Below are 23,374 nucleotides of genomic sequence, written 5' to 3'. Positions count from 1 at the left end.
CGGTGAGCGCCGTGGCCGTCTTCTCGTGGTCGACTCCCGCCCGCGAGGCCGAGCGTGCCGTCGAGGGCCCGGCGGCACGGGCCCGACCGCGCGACGGGGTGAGTCTCGACCCCGCGCTGCGGGCGGCGATGGAGCGCGGCTTCGGGCACGACTTCGGCGCCGTGCGCGTGCACGCCGACGAGGAGGCGTATGCCGTGACGCGGGCCGCGCGGGCCCGTGCCCTCACGATCGGCACGGAGGTCGCCCTCGGCCCGGCCGCGTCCAGCGGCGCGGCGACCGCGCGCGGGCGGCACACCCTCGCGCACGAGCTCGCCCACGTCGTGCAGCAGTCGGGCGGCGCGCACCGCCCCCCGGGTCGAGGTGATGCCGGCACGCACGTCACGCCCGCGATCACCTCGACCCAGGGGGCGCGGTCGGTCCAGGTCACGACGGGTCAGGTCACGACCGACCCGGCCACCGCCGAGCGCGAGGCCGACGCCGCGGCGTCACGCGTGCTCGCAGGCGGCCGGGCCCACGTCCGCGAACGCCGGCCGGTCGCGGCGCAGTGCGAGGGCGAGGGGTCGACGGCGCCGACCGCGGCCACGCCGGCCATGGAGCCCGGCCAGGTCATCCTCGGCGGCCTCTCGACCGTCGCCGAGCAGGCCAAGGACAACAACCCCGAGGTGAAGCGCCGGCTCATCGAGCCGCTGACTCTGCGGGCCGAGCGCGAGTGGGGTCGCCTGCCGGGCAGCGAGCGGGCCGGCCTCATCGGCTTCGGCGCCGGAACGCTCGCGCTCTCGGGCGGCGCGCTGCTCAGCGACCCCAACGGGCGCCGGGTGCTGTCGGGCGTCAACCTCGCCACCCCGCTGACGCTCATCCCGGGTATGCCGCTCACCCACTTCAGCTACAGCCTGCCCACCGGCGAGGGGGCGACCCAGCGCACCTACGGCTTCCGGACGAACTTCTCCTTCGACGACCTGCTCGAGCCGGTGCGGCGCCGGCTGGGATGGCAGGGGCTGACCCTCACCGCCGAGATGGGCTGGGCCTTCGACCCCGCCGACGGCCAGCTGCGCATCCGCGAGGCACGCGCGACCCTCGGGATCCTGCCCGGCGTGACGCTCTCGGGTGGCACCTATCCCGACCTGCTGGCACCGCGGCAGACGTTCCCGACCGCGGAGGGCGGCAGTGTCGACCTGCGCCAGCAGCTGCCGGCGCCCGCGCACACCGCCACGCCCGACGTGCGGGTCATCCTCTCGATCGACCTGTTGCAGCTCGGGCGATCGGGCGCCGTTCCCGGGCTGAAGGCACTCATCGGCAACTTCTAGGCGCGACTCGACCAGACAGGGACTCGGAGGCCATCATGATCGACCTGGCGCGAGCTGCACACGGCACCAAGGGAGCCCGGGCAGCAGACGAGGCAGACGACGCCGCCGCGGACCGGGCTGCCCGGGCGGTGGCACCGTTCGAGCTGGCTCGGAGCGACGCCCGCGGCACGACCGGTCTGCCCGATCGCCTGCGCACCCACCTCGAGACCTCGCTGGGGCACGACTTCTCGCGGGTGCACCTGCACGACGACGCGCGCGCCCACCGGCTCACCGGGCTGCTGGGGGCCGAGGCTGTGACCGTCGGGACCGACGTGCACTTCGCCCCCGGTCGGCGCGACCCGGCGACGCCCTCCGGCCAGCGGCTCCTCGCCCACGAGCTCGCGCACGTCAAGCAGCAGGCGACGAGCGGGCCCCGGGTGCAGTGCAAGCTCGTCGCCACAGGCTCGGCGGCCGACTTCGTCACGATGGTCAACTCGATCCTCGCCGTGCAGAAGGAGATCCGCGTCTCGTCGACCGGCGAGGTGTCGGTCGCCACCACCGACGTCGCCGGGCCACCGACCCGAGACGCGACCGAGCTGCTCGCCACGATCACCGCGATGATCGGCGACTCCGGCACGACGACGATCGAGTTCATCCACGGCACGACGTCGACGCGCGCCTCCGACCGCAACGTCCTCGTGGGCAACTACGCGCTCAGCCGGGTCGACCTCGACGACGTCGCCGCCTTCGGCTTCGAGACGAGCCACTCGCCGATGGGCGACAACGCCGCGGTTCAATTGATCCATGAGCTCACGGAGCAGCGGCGCAGGCAGATCAACGGCGAGGCCTTCGGGCCGGCGCACGCTGCCGGGTATGCCGCCCAGGAGCGGCTGCTCGGCGCGCGCATGCTGCGGGAGTCACCCATGACACCGACGACGCCGGGCCGCGGGGAGGTGACGACCACCTACCGCTACCCCGACGGACGCGAGGTCGACGTCATCACGACCCTCGACTTCACGACCGGAGGCATCGTCGGGGTGCGACGGGTGGTGCGCCCGTGAGCCCGCCCGCCGATCTGCCCGACCCGCTGCCGACCAACGACGCCATCGAATGGACGGGGCAGCGCTATGGGCTGAGGCCCTACCTCGACGCGGGGTCCGACCTCGGCTCGGCCGGAGCGGACGACGTCGAGGCGCTCGCCCCGCGGCTCGTCGAGGCGCTCGCAGACGCCGAGCGCTTCGCCGTCGCCCACGTGCTGCTCACCCGTCTGTCGAGGGTCTCGTACCCGACGTTCCCCGACTGGAACGGGCTCGCGGTCGAGCTCGCCGTCGACGGCTCGTCGCACGTCGACCCCGCACAGCGCGAGACGCTGGCGCGCAGATGGCGCGCCTGGGTCGAGGCGCAGCCGCACCCGCTGGCGCTGCCACCCGACCAGTAGCCCGGTCAGCAGTCTGGGTCAGGGCATCCGCATTCCGTAGAGCCCGGCCCAGTTGCGCCAGTCGAAGAGCTGCTCCACCTGCCACGACGCGCTGTCGCGCGAGGCGGCCGCGGCACCCGAGGCCGTGCTCTGCGTGCGTGACGCGTTGGACGACCCCCGCGCTGCTCCACCGCGCACCGCCGGGTCGGTCGCCGGCAGGGCTGATCGCCGAGCCGCCGGGTCCGACGCGGTGCGGGCGCCGTGGTCGGTCATCCAGCGGCGCATCGCTGCCGAAACCGACTCTCCCGCAACGCTGCCCACATAGTCATCGCCGAACGAGGCGCCGGCCGCGTTGCTCGGGATGTCCTCCGGCGAGAAGCCGCTGCGGTAGGAGTCGCCCCACTCCGTCGCCCACTGCATCGCCTCGTTGGCGACGCCCAGGCCCTCGGTCGCGACGCTCCCCACAGAGCAGGCCCAGCTCGCCGACGCCCCGAAGTGCCGCACGTCGACCCATCCGTAGGTGTCGGTGTAGAAGTAGCGGTCGGCGTTGCCGCCATGGGCGTCACTGAGCGCGTCGAGAACCTGCGACGGGGTGCGGCCCGCCTCACGGCCCGCCACCCACGAGACGACGTGGTCGGGGTCGGTCGTTCCTGCCTGGTTGGGTGCTCGTCGCAGCTTCGCCGGGCCGGGCGCTCCGCCGGCGTATGCCGTCCGGCCGGCTCCCGAGAGCTCGTGGGCGATCGAGCGGCCCGAGGCTGCCACGTGCGCGAGCCGGTCGGCCTGGGCCTCGGCGGCCGGCTCGGACTGTCCACCGCCGAGACGGTGCTGCACGACGTGCACCGCCTCGTGGGCGGCGAGGGCGACCGGCGCGTCACGGGGCAGCGAGACCCGGTCGCCGATCGTGAACCCGCTGCTCAGCACCCGGCGTCGGGTGTCGGCGTCGCGCGCGCCGTCGCTGACCCGGATGGTGCCGAGGTCGTGGTCGCCGAAGAGCGGCTGCAGCCGGTCGCGGTGCGGCAGGGGCTGCGTGCCGGGCGACACCGAGACCGCGGCGACCTGCTCGACCGTGGGCGGCGGCATACGGGATGGGGTGCGGTGACTCATGCACTGCGCCCGCTGCGGGTGGTCGCGCGCGGCGCGCTCACGGCGGCCCGGCCGGTCTTGGCGAGCTCCCAGCGCACGGCGCGGGTCAGCTGCTCCATCGTCAGCTCCCCACCGTCGTCGGCGGCGAGGTAGGCGGCCTGGAGCGCCGCCGAGGCGATGCCGCCGCCGGAGAGGTCGGCCTCCGACAGGCGCGGGAGGTCGAGGTCGGCGTGGGGCAGCGCAACGGGCAGGGCCTGCGACCACATGCGCAGCCGGGCCGCCCGGTCGGGGTAGGGGAAGGTGACGATCGCCGAGAGCCGGCGCGTGAAGGCCTGGTCGAGCGCGCTGCGGGCGTTGGTCGTCAGCACGGCGAGGCCGGCGAAGGACTCGAGTCGCTGGAGCAGGTAGCCGACCTCGACGTTGGCGTAGCGGTCGTGGCTGTCCTTGACCTCGGACCGCTTGCCGAAGAGGGCGTCGGCCTCGTCGAAGAGCAGCACCATGCCGCCGTTCTCGGCGGCGTCGAAGAGGCGCGAGAGCCGCTTCTCCGTCTCACCGAGGTACTTATCGACGACCTGGCTGAGGTCGACGTGCACGAGGTCGAGCTCGAGCTCGTGGGCGATCACCTCGGCGGCGAAGGTCTTGCCCGTGCCGCTGGCGCCCGCGAAGAGGGCTGCGGTGCCGAGACCGCGGCTCGTGCGGGCAGCGAAGCCCCAGTCCTCGAGCACGGTCGAGCGGTGGCGCACCGCGGCGACGAGGGCGCGGAGCTGCTCGAGCTGCGGCTCCGGCAACACGAGGTCGTCCCAGCCCGCGCGCGGGATCCGCACCCGGGCGAGGTTGCCGACGTCGGCCCGGGGGCGGCGGCGGCACGCGGACCAGAGCCGGCGACCCTGCGCGGTCTCGGCCGCGACGATCTCGACGTCGGCGACGGAGAGGTCGAAGGCGCCCGCGGCTGCAGCGACCTCCTGCTCGGGCACGGTGGCGCCGACCCGGTCGAGGGCGCTGACGAGCGCCCGGCGCCGGTCACCCACCCCGAGTCGCGGCACCTCGAGGACCGGCAGGCCCATGCCGTCGATCGAGGCCCCGCCCGGCCCCGTCGAGGCGAGCAGGACGACCGGTGCGTCGCAGGTCGTCAGGGCGCGGCCGAGCCCGGTGACCGACACCCTCGCGTCGTGCAGGTCGTCGAGGTCGACGAGCCACGCGACGCGGGCCAGCACGGTCTCGCGCACGAGGTGGCGCAGGAGCACGACGAGGTCACTCGTCGTGGCCGCGAGGTCAGCTGCACCAAGCAGCCTCGGCGTCAGCCCGACGGCGGCGCAGGCAGCGGCCGCGACCGCGCGGGTCGTCGCGGGCTGTGGCCCGTGCAGCACGACCGGGCCCGACGCCGCCCACCTCGACACGACCTCCCCGGCGACCGCGCCGAGGGTCGGGGGCAGCCACTCCGGGGCCTCGACCGGTTGGCTGAGGGCCGAGAGGCGCTCGTCGAGGGCGGCGATGCCGACGAGGTGGTGCACGATGCGCTCGTCCGGCACGAGCGGGCTGGACAGCAGCGCATCGGGGTCCGCGAGGCGCACCAGGCCCCAGTGGCGCAACGGCGCCTGGTGGGTCAGCGCGTCCCAGTGCGCGTCGGGGAGCGTGGACAGCGCGGTGCCGAAGCAGAGCCGGGCCTGACCCGTGTGCTCGAGCAGCTCGCGGGCCACGTCGCCGACGAGGTCGGGCCCGCACGCCAGCAGCAGGGTCTGCCGCTCGAAGGCCGAGAGCCCGAAGCCGGTCTCGATCTCGTCGAGCGCACTGGCGCCGAGCACGGTCTCGCGCAGGGCGGCGAGCCTCGCGCGGGCGGCGTCCGCGTCGGCCCCGGTGACGAGGGCTCGCACGATGTCGAGCTCGGCGACGACGAGGTCGCGCTGCGCCTCCGCGGAGGGCGCCGTCTCGCTGCCCGGCGCGGTTGGCCCGTCGGGGGATGTGGGCGCGTCGGACCCCTCTGCCCCGGCTGCCCCGGCCGACCCGTCGGGTCCAGGAGTGCTCACGGCAGGGTCACCGCGGGCCCGTCGTAGGTGTCGCCGCTGAGGGTGGGCAGGCTCTCGGCGCCGTCGACCGTCACGCGCACGAGCCACGTGCCGGCGGTCAGCTCGCTGCGCGCGACGTCGAGCCGCGCCACCGGTGCGTCGGCGGCGAGCACCGGTGCGAACGTCGCTCCGACGAGCGGCGGGTCGTCGGGCTGGCCACCGGCCAGCCGGCCGAAAGTCACCGAGGCGCGCTGGCCCTCGTGCAGCGGCGGCGCCACCGGAATCCGCACGAGGGTGGCCGTCGTCGTCACCGGACCCGCCGTGGGCAGCACCATGACGGGCAGGCCGGAGGAGCGGTCGGTCACCCGCTCGGGAGTGCCGGCGACGGGGTCGGCGGGCTGGAGCCGGAGCACCTGCACGGCATGGGCCCCGGCAGGCACGTCGGGAGTGAGCACGACGGTGAGGCGTGTCGTCGTCGAGGCGGCGTCGGGGACGAGTCGCACGCCGCCGACCGACACGACGGTGTGCGCCGCGATCAGCCCGCCTCCGGTGAGCACGAGGGTCGCCCCGGTGACGGCGGTGCCGCCCCCGTCGACGTCGACGCCCTCGAGTCGGATCCGGGTGAGCGGGCGCACCGCGACGACACGCTCGCGCACCGGCAGGGCCCGACGCGGCACGGCGTCTGCCTCGATGAGCACGACCGTGGCGGTGTAGGCGAGCGAGAGCAGATAGGGCGTGCCGAGCACTCCCCAGAGCTTCGACATCTCCTCGAGCGAGAGCGGGGTCGGGCTCACCTTGACGAGCTCGGCCTGGTCGGCGAGGTCGGCATCGGCGAGGAACCCCGTCGGGTCGGCGTCGTACTTGTCGATCGCTGCCTGGATGACGGCCTTGGTGAAGACCGGCGTCGAGGCGAGCGCGAGCGCCCCGCGCGCGAGCAGCCGCTGGGGCTCGAGCGCCTCCTCGTCGCCGTAGGCTGTGACGAGGTAGTGCAGGTCGAGTGCCGCGACCGGTCGGCGGGCGAGCGACCCGTCGCCGTGACGGGTCGGCAGGTCGCTGAGGTTCCACGCGTGGTTCGGGGTGACCTGATAGAGGTAGACGTTGAGACCCGAGGCGTCGTTGCCGACGGTGTCGGCGTCGGAGAGCTGGGCGGGCCGGTAGGTCGTGACGTCGGCCCCGCCGACCGGGCCGGGCTGCGCACCGCCGAGCGACTCGTGCAGCACGTGCCGCATCGTCGAGGTGACCGCCGCGATGGCGAGGGTGTTGCTCATGGCCGCCCCGTCCCAGTGCGCCGCCGCTGGCGGTCGAGGTATGCCGTGTGGTCGACCGGGCGCGACCCTGCGGGCTCCCGGGCCGCTCGGGCTGCGGGAGGCTGCGGGGCCGGTGGCCGGCGCACGTCGAGTCGGTCGATGTGCAGGTGCACCTCAGCCGTCGCCGGCACCTCGACCGGGTCGATCGCGACAGGAGTTCGGCCGTCGTGCCGAGCCCGGTCACGGTCACGCAGCGGCACGGCGACGAGGCGGGCCACCTCGGCCTCGGTGAGGGCGCCGGCCTCGATGAGGGCCGGGCCGAGGTGGTCGGCGAGCAGCATCTCTGGGGTGAGGATGCGTTGTGCGCTGACCCGAACCTCGCTGTCTGACAATGACTCTCGCTGAGATTCGCTCGAATCACTCTGTGGTCCGAAGACGGACACCCGTCGGGTGACGTCTTCGGCTGCCGCTCCATGGCGTCGCGCGGTCTCGAACTGCGGCCCCTGCCCTGTGAGTTGGGCTGGACTCACCCAGGTGACGGCTGGCGAGTCGGGCGCCTGCTGGACCGGCTGACCGGCCTCCGACCCGATCGGGCCACGGCTCGCCTCGACGGCGCGACCCCCGGAGTCGTCTGAGCCTTCGGCCGGGGTCGCACGCCGCACGCGGCGAGGCCTCGGCGCAGCGGGTCCTCGCGACGCGTCGCGGGCCACCTGCGCAGGCGCGCCCTGACCGCCGGCCACGTCGGACGCCCTGACGTCGAACCGGTCGCCGAGCCCCTCGTCGAGCCCCTCGTCGAGCCCATCGCCGAGCCCATCGCCGAGCCCATCGCCGAGCCCATCGCCGAGCCCATCATGGAGCGCGTCATGGGCGCCACGCTCCTCGCGCCCATGACGCGCCACCGACAACCCCCCCGATCGAAAGAGCAGTTCGTCGGCCCCTGCGGCGCGCTCGTGGGGGTCGCCGGCCACCTCGAGCCCGGCGGCAGCGAACGATGCCGCGGCTCCCGGGGGCGCGGCGGCCGGCTCGAAGCGGCTCGGCCGACGCGTGACGAGCACCGGCGTGCGCTGCGTCGATCGGGCGACCAGGCGGTCGAAGACGTCGCTCATCGAGCACCGCCCCGGCGGGCGAGGTCGAGGTAGGCGTGGCGGCGCGCGTCCGAGAGCTGCAGGACGTCGGCCTCCGACCAGCCGAACGCCATCGCGAGCTCGGCGACGTCAGAGAGGAGGTCGCGCACCTCGTCGGCGACCCGGTCGGCGAGCAGGGCCACCGCATCGACCTCCGCGGCCACGTCGCCGCCGCAGTCGGGGCAGTCGAGCCGCACGGCGAGCGCTGATGCGCCCGCGAGCTCCTCGGCGACGGCGCTCACCCGCTCCCTGACGGCCGGGTCGGGGGTGGTGGCATCGACCCCGGCCGGCCAGGTCACGCACCGGTCGCGCAGGGCGGCCGACGGGTCCGTGCTCGTGAGCGCCACGAGCAGGTCCTCCGTCGTGGGACCACGCACGACGACCCCGTCGACGGTGACGAGACCGGACTCCGCCCCCTCGGGCACGTCGCCGGTCGCGTCGAGCAGGTCGTCCAGGCGCAGGGGCACGTCGAGGACGGCGCCGCAGTCCGGGCACGTGAGCACCGTCTGCACCTGGGGGCCGGCCCGCTCCCGCAGCTCACCGAGCGCTGCGCGCGCGGCGGTGGCGAGCGGCATACGGACGGCGTCGGCAAGACCGTCGGCGGCCCCGAGCGCGACGAGCACCGAGGCTCCGCGGGCCACGGACGTCGTCGACGACAGCGCCTCCCAAAGCGCCAGCGTCTCGCCGGGCCGCGCGGGCATCACGGCTCGGTGAAGGACGGCTCGGCCGGCTCAGCGACCGCGTAGTCGCGCTCCCAGCCCTCGTTCTCGAGCTTGATCGTCTGGATCGCGACGCCGTTGGCGTTGGCGTCGAGCTCGGGCATCGGCTGGTACTCCGAGACCCAGCAGCGATAGACCTTGTAGGCGATCGCCAGCTGGCCGGCCTCGTTGTAGACCTCGAGGATGATGTCCTTGCGGAAGTCCTTGAGCGAGGTCTCGGCGCCGAGGCCGCTGCCGAAGTTCCACACCTTGTTGGCCCACTGCTCGAAGTCGACGTCGTGGGTGACGCCGCGCTCGAGGGTGATCGCCTCGTACTCCGTGCGGCCCGGGGACTTGCGGCTGCTCGACGGGTCGCCGCCGTTGCGGTGCTTGACGACCTCGGTCGTCTTCTTCAGCGCACCGACCTTGCTGATGCCGGCGACGTAGCGCCCGTCCCACTTCACGCGGAACTTGAAGTTCTTGTAGGGGTCGAATCGTGTTGCGTTGACCGAGAACTCAGCCATGGGAATGCCTCCTAGACGGTCGCCGCAGCAGTCTTCTGCTGGATCGAGATGATGACGAACTCGGCCGGCTTGAGGGGGGCGAAGCCCACCTGGATGTTGACGATGCCGCGGTCGATGTCGTACTGCGTCGTCGTCTCCGCGTCGCAGCGCACGAAGAAGGCGTCACGCGGCGTCGTGCCCTGGAAGGCCCCCTTGCGGAAGAGGTCCTGCATGAACGCCCCGACCGAGAGCCGGATCTGCGACCAGAGGGGCTCGTCGTTGGGCTCGAAGACGACCCACTGCGTGCCGCGGTAGAGGCTCTCCTCGAGGAAGAGCGCGAGCCGGCGCACGGGCACGTACTTGTAGTCGTCGGAGAGGGTGTCGGAACCGCGCAGCGTGCGCGCACCCCAGACGACGGCGCCGACCTCGCGGAAGGTCCGCAGGCAGTTGACGCCCACCCGGTTGAGCGAGCCGTTCTCGTCGTTCGTGAGGTTGACCGAGAGGTCGACGACTCCCGTCAGGCCGGCCTCGAGCCCGGCCGGTGCCTTCCAGACGCCGCGCGAACCGTCGGTGCGGGCGATGACGCCGGCGACGGCGCCCGACGGGGCGAAGGTGTCGATCGAGCCACCACGCAGGGGGTCGGCCCGGCGGATGCGGGGGTAGTAGAGCGCCGCGTTGCGCGTGGCGACGCCGGTGAGCCCGTTGTCGGCAGCCCACGTCGCAGCGTCGCCGACGGTGAGGACGGCCGGTGGGTCGACGACGAGGAAGGCCCGGCGCGTCACGGCGTAGGCGGCAGCGGTGGCCCAGAGCTCGGGCGGCAGCTCCCCGCCGGGCGTCGGCGGTGGCAGGCAGATGAGGTTGACGAGGTCGGCCTTCTCGAGCGCGTAGAGACCGCGCTTGTCGCTGGCGAAGTCCGTGCCGGCGTAGTCGTCGCCGTTGACGGCGCCACCGTCGGCACCGACGTCGGCCGCGGCCACGGTGACCGTGCCCTCGGGCGGCCTGGCACCGGTGGGCGTCGCCAAGGCGCGCACGAGGAGCGACGACTCGAGCATGCGGTCGACCCGCTGCGGCCCGTCGACCATCGTGACGTTGCGGTAGACCTCGGCCGGCGCGGTGGGCCCGGATCCCTCGCGCACCGTGAGGTTGAACAGGTCGCCGGGCTCGACGCCGGAGCCCTGCCCCTCGGCGATGTCGGCGGCGTCCGCGACCGAGGGGTGCGTCACCTCGACCTGGAGAACGTCGGCCCAGGCGCCGGGACCGGTCGCCTCGAGCTGGAGCCCGCCGACCGCGAGGCGAGCCGTGGCCGCGTCGGTGTGGGCGACGCGGACGACGAGGGCTGGGCCCCCGCCGTTGAGATAGAAGTCGCGGACGGCATACCCCATGCCGCTGGCGCGCGACAGGCCGCCGAAGCGCCGCTCGAACTCCGAGAAGCTGCTGATCGGCACCGGGTCGTCGACGGGCCCGCGGGGCGCCGTCCCGATGAAGGCGGTGATCGCCGTCGCCACCCCGGTGACGGTGCGACTGCCGCTCGGCACCTCGGTGATGTAGACGCCCGGATAGGTGGGGGTGATGGTCATGAGAGCTCCTTCGACGCCCGCGGTGCGCTGGCCTGACGTGCCGAGCATCGCCGCCTCGCGTCACTCACCCGTCAAACCGCCGTCACGTCGCCCGCACCCTGCCGGTGTGGGCGGCGCCCGTCCGAGTGGCGAGGCGTATTGACGCGGCGGTGACCCCGCTGTGACGGCGGGGCGCGACGCTCTGGTCGACGGCCCGATGCGGCCGCGCCTCAACAAGGAGAAGGGGATCGTCATGGTGCAGGTATCCGTCAGTGCCACCGTCAGCGTCCACGACGGGCCGATGCTCCCCGTCGGCGCGGAGCTCCAGCCGGACTCCTACGTCGTGTCGGGCGCCGACCTCGACGCGTCCGGCGGAGCCGACGACTCGGCCGAGATCGCGCTGCTGCCGACGACCGGCGCCGTCGCGCTGCTCGCCCTCTCGTGCACCGGCGCGGACGGCGGTCCGGCGACCGTCACCGTGACGCCTGCCAACGGGGCGACGACGGGTGACGACCTCACTGTCGAGGGCAGCCTGCTCGTCGCCAACGCGAGCGTGCTCGCCGGCCTCGTCGCCGGCGGCCCCCGCACCCTGACGGTGAAGAACACCGAGACGACCGCCACACACGTCGAGGTCGTCGCCTGCCTGGATTCCTGACCAGCACACCCCCTCGAGTGGCCGCGCAACCTCACCCGCCCCACCTCGAGTGGCCGCGCAACCTCACCCGCCTCGGGGCGTGGGTCTGGTGGTGCGCAGGCACATTGCCGGGACACGTGCGTCTGTGGGGCCACTCGATTTGGAGGGACGCGTGAGGTTACGCGGCCACTCGAATTGGAGGGACGCGTGAGGTTACGCGGCCATTCGAGTTGGGGGAAAGCGTGTGAAAACGTGGCCACTCGACGTGGTGGGGCGGCGCGTCGCCGCGGATTCTCTTCTGCTCAGGCGGGGACGCGGAGGCGACGCACCATCTCGCCGACGGCGACGGTGATCGAGTGGCCGAGGTGGATGCCCCCCTCGACGGCGTCCTGCTGGCTGCCGCCGAGCCCGATGACGAGCTGCGGCCGCTTGGATCGCAGGGTGTCGACGATCTTCTGCGCCGCGGTGACGTCCTCCGGCCGGGGAACGGCGAGCACGACCCCGACAGCGTTGCGGGCCTCGACCGCCACCGCCCAGTCGGCGACGGGCAGGTCGGCGCCGACGTAGACCGTTGAGAAGCCGACCCGGCGCGCGGCGACCGCAAAGGCGAGCAGCCCGAGCTCGTGGCGGGCTCCGGGGGGCAGCCCGATGACGAGCGACGGCCCGTCGGCCCGGCCCGAGGCGGCCTCGTAGGCGGCCGCGAGACGCCGCTGGACGGCATACGCGACGAGGTGCTCGCCGGCCACGGTGAGGCGCCCGTGCGCCCACTCCTCACCGACGCGCTTGAGCGTCGGCATGAGCCAGTCGTCGATGACGTGCTCGAAGGTGCCGAGCGCGAAGCGGGCGTCGAGCACCGCTGAGGCCGAGGCGCTGTCGAGGCGCTCGGCCGCGCGGATGAGCGCCTCGGCGTCCTCGGACTGGATGCCGCCGTTGGACGGGCGCAGGGCCGCGACGTTGCCCGGCCGGCCACGCTCGCCCGCGTCGCGCGACGAGAGCCGGCTGAGCGTCTCGGCGGCGGCCTCGCGGGCCGACCAGCCTTCGTTGACAAGGGAGTTCATGATGGCGAGCGCCCGCACGTCGTCGGGTCCGTAGAGCCGGTAGCCGCCGTCGGAGCGTTGGGGGCTGACGACGCCGTAGCGCCGCTCCCAGGCGCGCAGGGTGGCGACGCTGATGCCGGTCAGCTCGGCGGCTCGCTTGATGGTGTACACGGTGCTCCTAGTCCCCTCGGCCGAGGCGGCCGAGGGCGTCATGCATGCCCGTCTCCGCCTCGTCGCCGAGCTTCTTCAGCGCCGGGGCGAGCAGGGGGGCGATGAACTTCGCCACTCCCTTGAACTCGAAGGCCGCGTGGTAGGTCACGGTCGTCCCCTCGCCCTCGGGGGTGTGGCTGCGCATGAAGGTCATCGTGTCGTTGGCGACGACCGTGGCGTTCTCGCCGCGCAGGGCGAAGCGCTCACCCGGCACGTGCTCGATCACGAGGTAGTCGAGCTCGGTCTCGCGGCCCAGGAACTTCGAGACGTTGTGGTAGCGGCTACCGAGCCCGCCGTCGCCGGAGACGCGCTCCGTGCGCACGGTCCCGGGGTCCCACTCGTTCGTCGTGGTGAAGTCGCTGAGGTAGGCGAACACCGCCTCGAGGGGTTGCGCGACCGTGACACTTCGGACGATGTCCATGCTTCTCCCAACCTTTGACATACCTTCGACAGCCACCTTACGGTGAGCGCGCAGGTTGGACAACGGGTGCCGGGTACGACCCATCCGACGTGGGCCCCACGCCGAACTCCATCCGACCCCTCCCGGACCGTCACCACGGCCACCGGCCCATCCACGAGGAGACCTCGGTGAACCGCCCCATCCGCTCGACCCTCACGCAGGAGTCGTCCCGACCCACGGTGGCCGTCATCGGCGCCGGCGTCTCCGGGCTGACCGCGGCACACGTGCTCTCCTCGACCCACGACGTCACGCTCCTCGAGGCCGACGACCGCCTCGGCGGCCACGCCCACACCCACGACGTCGCCGGGCGCGACGGCGCGCTGCGCATCGACAGCGGCTTCATCGTGCACAACGAGCGCACCTACCCCCACCTGCTCCGCCTCTTCCGCGAGCTCGACGTGCCCACCCAGGCGACCGAGATGAGCATGAGCATCGACTGCCGCGGCTGCGGGTTGACGTATGCCGGGGGGCGCGGTCCCAAGGGCATGTTCGCCCAGCCGTGGCGGGCTGCACAGCCGCGCTTCGTGCGCCTGCTGACCGAGGTGCCGCGCTTCCACCGGGAGGCACGGGCCCTCCTCGCCGACGACTCGCGCGAGCCGACGTGGGGCGAGTTCCTCGCCGAGGGCGGTTTCTCGCCCTACTTCGTGCGGCACTTCGCCATCCCCCTCGTGTCGTGCGTGTGGTCGTGCGGCGACCTCGACGCGACCTCCTACCCGGCCCGTCACCTCTTCCAGTTCCTCGACCACCACGGCATGCTCACGGTCACGGACTCGCCCCAGTGGCGCACCGTGACGGGCGGCTCGGCCACCTATGTCGACCGCCTCGTCGAGCGGCTGCCCGACGTGCGCCGCGACAGCCGGGTCACCGCTGTCACGCGCCACGACGATGGCGTCGACGTGCGTGTGGCGGGCGGGCGTGCCAGCAGCGACAGAGGCACGACCGACTGCGTGACGACCTACGACCGCGTCGTCATCGCCACCCACGCCGACCAGGCGCTCGAGCTGCTCGCCGACGCGACTCCCGACGAGAAGCGTGACCTCGCGGCAATCCGCTACTCCCGCAACGAGACCTGGCTGCACCGCGACTCGTCGGTCCTGCCGAGACCCCGCCAGGCCAAGGCCTCGTGGAACTACCGGATGGAGTCGTGCGACGCCCCGGCGCCCGACGTGACGGTCAGCTACTGGATGAACCGCCTCCACGGCATCGACGACGGCGACGACCACGTGGTCACCCTCAACCCGGACGGTCACGTCGACCCGGCCACCGTCACCGCGCGGATGACCTACGACCACCCGATCTTCACAGCCGAGGCCGTCGAGGCGGCGGGCCGGCTGCGCGGGGCGGGCGGCGACCGGCTGGCCTTCGCCGGGGCGCACCTCGGCTGGGGCTTCCACGAGGACGGCTGCCGCTCGGGCGTCGAGGCCGCGCAGTCCTTCGGGGTGCGCTGGTGACGGCTGTCCTCGCCCCACCGCCGGTGCCGGCCCTCGTCGACGGCACCGTGGCCCACTCGCGCCGCACGCCGATGACCAACACCTTCGCCCACGGCCACTACCAGTGGCTCGTCGACATCGACGACCTGCCCCGACTCCCGTGGCCGACAAGGCTGCTCGCGCAGTTCGACGCTCGTGACCACCTCGACGGCGGCCGGCTCGGGGGTGGCCTGCGCGGCGACGTCGAGCGCTTCCTCGCCCGTCGCGGCATCACCCTCGAGGCTGACGACCGCGTGCTCATGCTCGCCAACGCGCGGGTGCTCGGCCACACCTTCGACCCGCTCTCGGTCTTCTGGTGCCTGCGCCCCGACGACAGCCTCGTCACCGTCGTCTTCGAGGTGCACAACACCTACGGCGAGCGTCACGCCTACCTGCTCGACGTCGACGAGGACGGCACGTCGACCGTCGACAAGGCCTTCTACGTCTCGCCCTTCAACGACGTCTCGGGCACGTATGCCGTCCGCCTCGTCCTCACCCCCGACGCCGTCTCGGTCGCCGTGCGTCTCGAGCGCGACGGCGAGACCGTGATGACCGCCGTGACCCGGGGCACCCCGCTCCCGGCCACGCCCCGCGCCCTGCGCCGCCTCGTGCGGCGGCACGGGCTCATGACCCACCGCGTGACGACCCTGATCAGAGCCCACGGCATCGCGCTGTGGCTGCGCCGGCTGCCCGTCGTGCCCCGGCCCCGACACCCCGAGGAGGCTGTCCGATGACGACCGTGCCCACCCCCATGACCCAGCCGCTCTGCCTGCGCCGCCCGGCCCTTCGGCACTTCTGCCTGCGTGCGCGGCTGGCCCGCAGCATCCTCGCGCAAGTGACCCAGCGGGTGCCCGTCGACATCGTCATGCCTGACGGCACCCTCATCGACGGCGGCGTGCGGCGTGCCGACCACCCCGCGATCCAGATCGTGCGGCCCACCGCCCTCTTCGAGCGCCTCGCGCACCACCCCAAGATCGGCATCGGCGAGGCCTACATGGCGGGCGACTGGAAGGCGGCCGAGGGCACCGACCTCGTCGACGTGCTCATGCCCTTCGCCGAGCGCATGACGACCGCCGTTCCGCCGTGGCTGCTGTCGCTGCGCGGAGTCGTCGACCGGCGCATCCCGACCACGCAGCGCAACTCGCTGCTCGGCTCGCGGCGCAACATCGAGGCGCACTACGACCTGTCCAACGAGCTCTTCGCGACGTTCCTCGACGAGACGATGAGCTACAGCTCGGCCCTCTTCGACGACGGGCTCCCTCTGGAGACACAGGACTTCGAGGAGGCGCAGCTGCGCAAGGTGCGCGCGATCCTCGACATGGCCAAGGTCGGCCAGGACACCCGGCTCCTCGAGATCGGCACCGGCTGGGGCACGCTCGCACTGGAGGCCGCCCGCCGGGGCGCCGTCGTGACGAGCGTGACCCTCTCGCGCGAGCAGGCCGCGCTCGCCCGTGAGCGGGTCGCAGGCGCCGGGTTCTCCGACCTGGTCGACATCCGCATCCAGGACTACCGCGAGGTCGAGGGCGAGTTCGACGCCGTCGTCAGCGTCGAGATGATCGAGGCGGTCGGCGAGGAGTACTGGGCCACCTACTTCCGCACCATCGACGAGCGGCTCGCCCCCGGTGGGATCGCTGCGGTGCAGGCCATCCTCATGTCGCACGAGCGGCTGCTCGCGACGAAGCACTCCTACGGCTGGATCCAGAAGCACATCTTCCCCGGCGGCCTCATCCCGAGCCTCCAGGCGATCAGCGAGACCACCGACGCCGCGACGACCCTGCAGATCACCGGCGTCGACGCCTTCGGCACCGACTACGCCGAGACCCTGCGGCGCTGGCGCGAGACGTTCCTCGCGCGCTGGCCCGAGGTCAACGCCCTGGGCTTCGACGAGACCTTCCGCCGCAGGTGGGAGTTCTACCTCGCCTACTGCCAGGCGGGTTTCGCGACCGGCTACCTCGACGTCGCCCAGGTGCGCTTTGAGCGCGGGGGCACCGCAGCCGCGGTGGCGTGATGGCAACGGCCCCACCCTCCATCCTGTGGTTCCGCCGCGACCTGCGGCTGCGAGACCACCCGGCGCTGCTCGCCGCGACAGAGGCGGGGTCGACCGTCCTGCCGGTCTTCGTGCTCGACCCGCGCCTGCTCGAGTCCGACATCCCGCGCACGCGGCGGCTGCTCGCGTCGGTCGCGGCGCTGTCCACGGACACGCGGGGGACACTCGTCGTGCGCCGGGGCGACCCCGTCGACGTCATCCCCCGCCTCGCGGGCGAGGTCGGTGCGCAGCAGGTGCACGTCTCGCGCGAGACGACGCCCTACGGCAGGCGCCGCGACGAGCGGGTGGCAGCCGCGCTCGTCGCCGACGGCCGCGAGCTCGTCGCCACGGGTACGCCGTATGCCGTCGGCCCGGGTCGCATCGTCAACCAGTCCGGCTCTCCCTACAAGGTTTTCACCCCCTTCTCCAAGGCCTGGCACCAGCACGGCCGACCCGCACCGGCCGAGCGACCCGCACGCATCTCGTGGTTCCGCGATGAGGTGCGCGGCGACGACCTGCCCGAGACCGAGCCCGTCGAGGCAGGGGAGAGAGCCGCGCTGGAGCGGTGGGCGGCCTTCCTCGAGAGCGGCCTCGCGGCATACGGCAAGGAGCGCGACCGACCCGACCTCGACTCGACGAGCCGCATGTCGGCGGCCCTCAAGTACGGCGAGATCCACCCGCGCACGATGCTCGCCGACATCGCCGCGCACACCGGCGGTCGCTCCCCGGGCGCCGCGACCTACGTCACCGAGCTCATCTGGCGCGAGTTCTATGCCGATGTGCTGTGGCACAACCCCGAGTCGGCGTGGCACGACCTGCGGCCCGAGCTCGCCAGGCTGCCCTACGACGCCGGCCCCGAGACCGACCGGCTCGTCGACGCGTGGCGCGAGGGGCGCACCGGCTACCCCGTCGTCGATGCGGGCATGCGCCAGCTCCTCGAGGAGGGGTGGATGCACAACCGGCTGCGGATGATCACGGCGAGCTTCCTCACCAAGGACCTCCACGTCTGGTGGCCCGTCGGCGCCCGGCACTTCCTCGACCACCTGATCGACGGCGACATCGCCTCCAACAACCACGGCTGGCAGTGGGTCGCGGGCACGGGCACCGACGCCTCGCCCTACTTCCGGGTGTTCAACCCCGTGACCCAGGGCAAGAAGTTCGATCCGGCGGGCGACTACGTGCGACGGTGGGTGCCGGAGCTGAGCCATCTCACCGGAGCGGAGGTGCACGAACCGTGGAAGCAGCCGAACGGGTACGACAACGGCTACGCCCGCCCCGTCGTCGACCACGACGAGGAGCGCAAGGAGACCCTGGCGCGCTACGAGTCGGCACGCCGGTGACACCGGTGACGATGGGTCGCGGCGAGTGGCCCGGGCGCTGGGGGTCGGCAGGACGGCATACCGACGACAACGGCGAAGCGAAGGAGGGGTGGTGAGAGGTCCGATCGGCGAGCTGCGCGCCTTCCTCGACGCAGCCCTGCTCGACCCCGTCGCCGACCAGCACGACGACCCGCCCGAGGCGCGCACGCGGCGGCGCGTCGTCGTCGCGATCACCTTCGTCGTCGGCTCCGCGGTGCTCGCCTGGGCGCTGCGGATCCCCGCCGGCGACCCCCTCTTCTACACGGCATCGCTCGCGCTCGCGGCCGTCTGGGGAGTCGGCGCCATCGCGTCCGGGCCGCTGCACTTCGGTCGCGGCCACACCCGCAGCGGCGAGCGCGAGGCGCGACCGGTCGTCCAGTCGCTGGCGCTCGGTGCGCTGCTGCTCGCGATCTTCCTCGTCGCGGCGCTCGTCGTCGCCCGCATCCCCGTCCTGCGCGACCCCGTCGACGAGCTGCTCGACCACGCGCGCTTCGGCTCGCTGCCCGTCGTGCTCGCCATCACGATGCTCAACGGCGTCGTCGAGGAGATGTACTTCCGCGGCGCGCTCTACTCCGCGCTGCCGTCGCACGCCGTCGCCATCACGACGGTGCTCTATGCGCTGACGACGATCGGCAGCGGAATCCCGCTCCTCGTGCTCGCGGCCGCGATCCTCGGTCTCGTCACCGCGCTCCAACGCCGGGTCACCGGCGGCATCCTCGGGCCGATCATCACGCACGTGACGTGGTCGACCGGGATGCTCCTGCTCCTCCCACCCGCCCTCGAGCTCACCAGGTGATCGCATGACCTCCTCCCCGACCACTGCCGCCACCACCGCGGGCGACGACGCTGCCGCACCCGGCGGGCGCACCGCCCTCGTGACGGGTGCGTCCGGCTACATCGGCGGCCAGCTCGTGCCGCGGCTGCTCTACACGGGGTGGAGCGTCAAGGTGCTGACGCGGCGCCGGGCCTCGCTCGACGACCGGCCGTGGATCGACCGCGTCGAGGTCGTCGAGGGCGACGTCTCGAGCGCTCGCGACATGCGGGCGGCGCTCACCGGTGTCGACGCGGCGTGGTACCTCGTGCACTCCATGGACGACCAGCCCGACTTCGAGAAGCGTGACCGCGAGGCCGCGACGACGTTTGCGGAGGCCGCGGCTGCCGAGGGCGTCTCGCGCATCGTCTACCTCGGGGGGCTCCACCCTGACGACGAGGTGCTCTCGCCGCACCTCGCGTCGCGCGTCGAGGTGGGCCGGATCTTCCTCGACGCACCCGTCCCCACCGCGGTGCTGCAGGCCGCCGTCGTGCTCGGCGACGGCTCCGCCTCGTTCGACATGCTGCGCTACCTGACGACCCGGCTGCCCGCGATGGTCGCGCCGAAGTGGCTCGACAACAAGATCCAGCCGATCGCCGTCGACGACGTCATGACCCTCCTCGCCGGCGCCGGCGACCTCCCGCCCGAGGTCAACCGCACCTTCGACATCGGCGGCGACGAGGTGCTCACCTACCGCGAGATGATCGGGCGCTTCTCCGACGCGACGGGCCGGCGGCGACCGGTCGTCGTCACGGTGCCCGTGCTCACGCCGCGGCTCGCCAGCCACTGGGTCGGGCTCGTCACGCCGATCTCGGCGGGGCTGGCCAAGCCGCTCGTCGGCAGCCTCGTCCACGAGGTCGTCGCCAAGGAGCGCGACATCGACGACTACGTCGACGTGCCGGGCGGCTACATCGACTTCGACACCGCGGTGCAGTCGGCGATGCGCACCGCCAAGCCCGACACGGCGCTGCGCAACCTCGCCCTCACATCGGCCGCGACGGTGGCGACGGCTGTCGTGGGTTCGCTTGCCACGCAGCCGAACTCGTCCTACTACCGGTCGCTCGACCTCCCCGACTGGCAGCCGCCTGCCGCGGCCTTCCCCGTGGTGTGGACGGCGCTCTACGCCGACATCGCGGCGAGCTCCGCGACGGCGCTCAACGCCTTCGACAAGGCCGGCGACGCACGGGGCCGCTCTGACTACCTCAAGGCCTTCGGCACGAACCTCGCGATCAACGCTGCCTGGAGTGCCGTCTTCTGGCGCTCGCGTCGGCCCTGGGCCGCGGCTGCGCACGCCGCCCTGCTGACCGCGAGCTCGGCCGACCTCGCGCGGCGGGCCGGCCAGGCGAGCAAGGGCGCCGGCGTCGCCCTCTCCCCGTATGCCGTGTGGTGCGGTTTCGCAACTGTCCTCTCCGCCGCGATCGCCCGCCGCAACCCCCGCTGACCCAATCGAAAGAGCACTCCGTCGGCCTCACCCAACCGAATCGAAAGAGCAGTTCGTCGGCCTCCCATCGCGCGCCGACGAACTGCTTTTTCGATTGGGTGGAGAGCGCTGGCGGGCGTCTAGCGCTCACCCGAGAGAACGGCATACGGGGGCATCGACGAGCAGGAAGGCCCTCCGCGAAGGCTCGAAGCGCGCGAAGGGGTCACCGAAGCCAATCGAAAGAGCAGTTCGTCGGCCTCGGAGCGCGCGCCGAGTCCCCCAGCCCAATCGAGAGAGCAGTTCGTCGGCTTCCCTGCGCGGCTACGCGAGCGCGCTGGCCGACGAAGTGCTCTTTCGATCTGGCTGAGAGCGCTGGCGAGCTTCTAGCGCTCACCCGAGAGAACGGCATACGGGGGCATCGACGAGCAGGAAGGCCCTCCGCGACGGCTCGAAGGGCGCCAAGGGGTCACCGAAGACAATCGAGAGAGCAGTTCGTCGGCCTCCCAGCGCGGATACCCGAGCACGCGGGCCGACGGAGTGCTCTTTCGATTGGGGGCGAGCCGACGGAGTGCTCTTTCGATTGGTGGCTAAGGGTTTCTAGTGCCTCGCCGATAGAGCGGAATACGGGGGCATCGACGGGTGCTCAGCCGGTGGCGGGCTGGTGGGTGAAGGCCTTGCGGTAGCTGAGCGGCGCCACACCGATCTGCCGCTGGAAGTGGTGGCGCAGCACTGCGCCGGTCGCGAACCCGCTCTCGCGGGCGATCCGCTCGACGTCGAAGTCGGTCGTCTCGAGGAGCCGGCGCGCCCGCAGCACCCGTTGCGCCGTGAGCCACTGGTGCGGCGTCGTGCCCACCTCGGCGCTGAAACGTCGCGCGAAGGTGCGCTCCGACATCGCCGCCTGGCGCGCGAGCGACGCGACCGTGTGGTCACCGTCGAGGCGCTCGAGCACCGCGTCGAGCACGTCCTGGAGGCTGTCGCACGGTTGGTCGGGCACGGGCGTCTCGACGTACTGCCGCTGCCCGCCGGACCGGTGCGGGGGCACGACCATCCGCCGGGCGATGCGCGTGGCCACCTCCGAGCCGAGCTCGGTGCGCACGAGGTGGAGGCAGGCGTCGATGCCCGCGGCGGTGCCGGCGCTCGTGATGATCGGGCCGTCCTCGACGTAGAGGACGTCGAGGTCGACGGCGGCGTCGGGGCACACGTCGGCCAGACGGGCGGCATACCGCCAGTGGGTGGTGCACGCGCGGCCGGCGAGCAGCCCGGCGGCAGCCAGCGTGAAGGCGCCGGAGCAGACGGACAGCACCCGGCCACCGCGCTCGACCGTCTCGCGGAGGACCTGGAGCACCCCCGGCTCGAACGGGCCGTCGACGCTGCCTGCGGGCACGGCGACGAGGTCGGCGTCACTCACACCGTCGAGTCCGTGGGTGGCGACGACGCCGACGCCGCCCGTCGAGCGGATGACCTCACCCGGCCGCGACGCGCACACCCGGAAGTCGAAGGCCGGCACGCCGTCGTCGGTGCGGTCGACGCCGAAGACCTCGCAGAGCACGCCGAGCTCGAAGACGGCAACGGGCTCCTGCACGATGACGGCGATGGTCTTGAGCATCCACCCATGATGCCAGCAGATTGGCAGGAAATCGATGGGAGGCGACAGAACTGCCACTGGTGGCGGAATCTGCACGAGCGCAGACTTTCTGCCATGGACATCATCATCGCCTTCGCAGCCCTCATCGCCCTCGTCGTCGCCCTCGCGCCGCACCACCGCCGCACGGCCGGTCTGCCCCGGGCTCCGCTCGGTGCCGACCTCGACGTCGACCACGACATCGACCGCGTACTCCACGACCTCACCACCGACCGCTGAGCCGACCGCTGAGCGGCCCCGCCGAGCCGCCCGCCCAGCGCCCCTGGCGCCCCCATCGCCGTACGCGGTTGCAGGCGTCCCGCTCATAAGTTAGCGTTGTGACCATGCAAAGCCTTGGTTATGTGACATCAGGTGCCACCGAGCGATGTCGAATGCCCGCCTGACCGGCCGGCACGACCCCGCTCCCACCACCTGCTCCCTCACCTGACCGAAAGGCACGACCATGTCCCGCGGCGCCCAGCGCACCTCCGTCCACCTCGCCGACACCGCCCGCCGCCTGGCTCGCCAGCGCACCCTGTGGCAGGGCCTCGTCGACTTCGACCCCATCTCGCGCTACTACGCACAGCTGCACGCCGATGCCGACCACGAGGCGTGGCTGCTCACGTGGCTGCCCGGGCAGGGCACCCCGTGGCACGACCACGGTGGCAGTGCCGGGTCGTTCGTCGTCCTGCAGGGGGTGCTCACCGAGGAGGTGGCCGGCTACCGCCAGGCCACCGACCTCGACGGCACGCGGCGCATCCCCGCGACGGGCGTGCGCCTCACCCCGGGCGACCAGCGCACCTTCGGCACGCGCCACCTGCACCGCGTCACCAACGTCGGCCCCGACCCTGCCGTCAGCCTCCACGTCTACGCCCCCAAACTCACCGCCATGACGAACTACCAGGACGTCGGCGGCGTCCTCGAGCCGATCGAGCAGGCGCGCGTCGGGGTGGACTGGTGACAGCCGGCTCGCCGCGCTGTCCCCGCACGATCGACGAGGTGCTCGCGGAGGCGCGCTCACAGCTGAGCCGCCTCACGCCCGAGGAGGCCGACGCCGCATACCGCCGTGGTGCCGTGGTCATCGACATCCGTCCGGCCGCGCAGCGGGCCGCGGAGGGCGAGCTGCCGATCGCGACCGTGATCGAGCGCAACGTGCTCGAGTGGCGCCTCGACCCCGCGAGCGACGCCGCACTCCCGTTCGCGCACCACGACCTCGAGGTCGTCGTCCTCTGTCAGGAGGGCTACACCTCCAGCCTCGCCGCCGCCGCCCTCCAGGAGCTCGGCATCCACCGCGCCACCGACGTCATCGGAGGGTATGCCGCGTGGCGGGCCTGGCAGGACCCAGTGCAGCCCGTGACCGGCGGCGACGACGACCGATAACCGCTCGACACGGTGCGGCACCGGTCGTCAGGAT

At 72.8% G+C, this 23,374-nt stretch carries 23 protein-coding genes; 13 read left to right on the top strand and 10 right to left on the bottom strand.

All coding sequences use genetic code 11. The features are described 5' to 3' along the window. Positions 1-2: 2 nt before the first annotated feature. Genes FHX52_RS19785 through FHX52_RS19775 form a run of 3 tightly spaced genes read left to right on the top strand, consistent with a single transcriptional unit; the run spans position 3 to position 2,721 of the window. Complete coding sequence (locus tag FHX52_RS19785) at positions 3-1,304, top strand: eCIS core domain-containing protein (protein WP_141824093.1); 1,302 nt, start codon at positions 3-5, stop codon at positions 1,302-1,304. Positions 1,305-1,339: 35 nt separating this feature from the next. After that, a complete protein-coding gene (locus tag FHX52_RS19780) occupies positions 1,340-2,344 on the top strand; it encodes an eCIS core domain-containing protein (protein ID WP_185747400.1) in 1,005 nt (334 codons plus the stop codon). Then, positions 2,341-2,721, top strand: coding sequence for a hypothetical protein (locus FHX52_RS19775; RefSeq protein ID WP_141824091.1), 381 nt, complete (start codon positions 2,341-2,343; stop codon positions 2,719-2,721). Before FHX52_RS19780 ends, FHX52_RS19775 begins: the two co-directional genes overlap by 4 nt. Positions 2,722-2,739: 18 nt before the next feature. Here the strand turns inward: FHX52_RS19775 and FHX52_RS19770 are convergent, their stop codons facing one another. The 7 genes from FHX52_RS19770 to FHX52_RS19740 are packed head-to-tail and all read right to left on the bottom strand — an operon-like array spanning position 2,740 to position 10,935. Then, a complete protein-coding gene (locus FHX52_RS19770) occupies positions 2,740-3,780 on the bottom strand; it encodes an eCIS core domain-containing protein (protein ID WP_185747399.1) in 1,041 nt (346 codons plus the stop codon). 20 nt (positions 3,781-3,800) lie between these two features. Then, positions 3,801-5,807, bottom strand: a complete 2,007-nt coding sequence (locus FHX52_RS24470; protein WP_141824089.1) for an ATP-binding protein — start codon at positions 5,805-5,807, stop codon at positions 3,801-3,803. Beyond that, positions 5,804-7,054, bottom strand: a complete 1,251-nt coding sequence (locus FHX52_RS19760; protein ID WP_141824088.1) for a Pvc16 family protein — start codon at positions 7,052-7,054, stop codon at positions 5,804-5,806. Before FHX52_RS19760 ends, FHX52_RS24470 begins: the two co-directional genes overlap by 4 nt. After that, on the bottom strand, positions 7,051-8,139 hold the full coding sequence (locus tag FHX52_RS19755) for a hypothetical protein (RefSeq protein WP_141824087.1): 1,089 nt from the start codon (positions 8,137-8,139) through the stop codon (positions 7,051-7,053). The genes FHX52_RS19760 and FHX52_RS19755 overlap by 4 nt, the downstream gene beginning before the upstream one ends. Further along, the gene (locus FHX52_RS19750) at positions 8,136-8,858 is read right to left on the bottom strand and encodes a hypothetical protein (protein WP_141824086.1); all 723 of its coding nucleotides are present in this window, start codon (positions 8,856-8,858) and stop codon (positions 8,136-8,138) included. Before FHX52_RS19750 ends, FHX52_RS19755 begins: the two co-directional genes overlap by 4 nt. Continuing rightward, positions 8,858-9,379, bottom strand: a complete 522-nt coding sequence (locus FHX52_RS19745; RefSeq protein ID WP_141824085.1) for a phage tail protein — start codon at positions 9,377-9,379, stop codon at positions 8,858-8,860. Before FHX52_RS19745 ends, FHX52_RS19750 begins: the two co-directional genes overlap by 1 nt. 11 nt (positions 9,380-9,390) lie before the next feature. After that, complete coding sequence (locus FHX52_RS19740; protein WP_141824084.1) at positions 9,391-10,935, bottom strand: phage tail sheath family protein; 1,545 nt, start codon at positions 10,933-10,935, stop codon at positions 9,391-9,393. Positions 10,936-11,095: 160 nt separating this feature from the next. Here FHX52_RS19740 and FHX52_RS19735 point away from each other — a divergent pair, with 160 nt between their 5' ends. Further along, complete coding sequence (locus tag FHX52_RS19735) at positions 11,096-11,569, top strand: hypothetical protein (RefSeq protein ID WP_141824083.1); 474 nt, start codon at positions 11,096-11,098, stop codon at positions 11,567-11,569. Positions 11,570-11,850: 281 nt separating this feature from the next. On the opposite strand, the gene FHX52_RS19730 is transcribed toward FHX52_RS19735, so the two are convergent. Together FHX52_RS19730 and FHX52_RS19725 are read right to left on the bottom strand one after the other, a co-directional pair. Further along, the gene (locus FHX52_RS19730; RefSeq protein ID WP_141824082.1) at positions 11,851-12,756 is read right to left on the bottom strand and encodes a MerR family transcriptional regulator; all 906 of its coding nucleotides are present in this window, start codon (positions 12,754-12,756) and stop codon (positions 11,851-11,853) included. A gap of 7 nt (positions 12,757-12,763) precedes the next feature. Further along, on the bottom strand, positions 12,764-13,216 hold the full coding sequence (locus FHX52_RS19725; protein ID WP_141824081.1) for an SRPBCC family protein: 453 nt from the start codon (positions 13,214-13,216) through the stop codon (positions 12,764-12,766). Positions 13,217-13,383: 167 nt separating this feature from the next. Between FHX52_RS19725 and FHX52_RS19720 the strand changes: the two genes are divergently transcribed. The 6 genes from FHX52_RS19720 (at position 13,384) to FHX52_RS19695 (ending at position 20,360) form a co-directional block, all read left to right on the top strand. After that, on the top strand, positions 13,384-14,706 hold the full coding sequence (locus FHX52_RS19720; protein ID WP_246070283.1) for an NAD(P)/FAD-dependent oxidoreductase: 1,323 nt from the start codon (positions 13,384-13,386) through the stop codon (positions 14,704-14,706). After that, positions 14,703-15,458, top strand: coding sequence for a DUF1365 domain-containing protein (locus FHX52_RS19715; RefSeq protein ID WP_246070282.1), 756 nt, complete (start codon positions 14,703-14,705; stop codon positions 15,456-15,458). Before FHX52_RS19720 ends, FHX52_RS19715 begins: the two co-directional genes overlap by 4 nt. After that, positions 15,455-16,732 (top strand): SAM-dependent methyltransferase, encoded by a 1,278-nt coding sequence (locus FHX52_RS19710; protein WP_141824080.1) that lies wholly within the window; start codon positions 15,455-15,457, stop codon positions 16,730-16,732. Before FHX52_RS19715 ends, FHX52_RS19710 begins: the two co-directional genes overlap by 4 nt. Then, entirely contained in the window at positions 16,732-18,090 is a 1,359-nt protein-coding gene (locus tag FHX52_RS19705) for a cryptochrome/photolyase family protein (RefSeq protein ID WP_141824079.1), read from the top strand. Before FHX52_RS19710 ends, FHX52_RS19705 begins: the two co-directional genes overlap by 1 nt. Before the next feature lie 91 nt (positions 18,091-18,181). Next, on the top strand, positions 18,182-18,904 hold the full coding sequence (locus FHX52_RS19700; protein ID WP_141824078.1) for a CPBP family intramembrane glutamic endopeptidase: 723 nt from the start codon (positions 18,182-18,184) through the stop codon (positions 18,902-18,904). 4 nt (positions 18,905-18,908) lie between these two features. Continuing rightward, positions 18,909-20,360: a tryptophan-rich sensory protein gene (locus tag FHX52_RS19695; protein ID WP_141824077.1), complete on the top strand. Its 1,452-nt coding sequence runs from the start codon at positions 18,909-18,911 to the stop codon at positions 20,358-20,360. A 622-nt stretch (positions 20,361-20,982) separates the two neighbouring features. Here the strand turns inward: FHX52_RS19695 and FHX52_RS19690 are convergent. Continuing rightward, positions 20,983-21,945: a helix-turn-helix domain-containing protein gene (locus FHX52_RS19690; RefSeq protein WP_141824076.1), complete on the bottom strand. Its 963-nt coding sequence runs from the start codon at positions 21,943-21,945 to the stop codon at positions 20,983-20,985. Positions 21,946-22,038: 93 nt separating this feature from the next. On the opposite strand from FHX52_RS19690, the gene FHX52_RS23995 reads away from it, so the two are divergent. The 3 genes from FHX52_RS23995 (at position 22,039) to FHX52_RS19680 (ending at position 23,340) form a co-directional block, all read left to right on the top strand. Further along, entirely contained in the window at positions 22,039-22,200 is a 162-nt protein-coding gene (locus tag FHX52_RS23995; protein ID WP_185747398.1) for a hypothetical protein, read from the top strand. A gap of 223 nt (positions 22,201-22,423) precedes the next feature. Next, a complete protein-coding gene (locus tag FHX52_RS19685; protein WP_141824075.1) occupies positions 22,424-22,921 on the top strand; it encodes a cysteine dioxygenase in 498 nt (165 codons plus the stop codon). Beyond that, positions 22,918-23,340: a rhodanese-like domain-containing protein gene (locus FHX52_RS19680; protein ID WP_141824074.1), complete on the top strand. Its 423-nt coding sequence runs from the start codon at positions 22,918-22,920 to the stop codon at positions 23,338-23,340. The genes FHX52_RS19685 and FHX52_RS19680 overlap by 4 nt, the downstream gene beginning before the upstream one ends. The last annotated feature ends 34 nt before the right edge of the window (positions 23,341-23,374 follow it).

The sequence above is a fragment of the Humibacillus xanthopallidus genome (assembly GCF_006717145.1).
Taxonomy (GTDB): Bacteria; Actinomycetota; Actinomycetes; order Actinomycetales; family Dermatophilaceae; genus Humibacillus; species Humibacillus xanthopallidus.
Note: the sequence above shows the minus strand (reverse complement) of the source record. Positions and strands in the feature narration are given on the sequence as shown.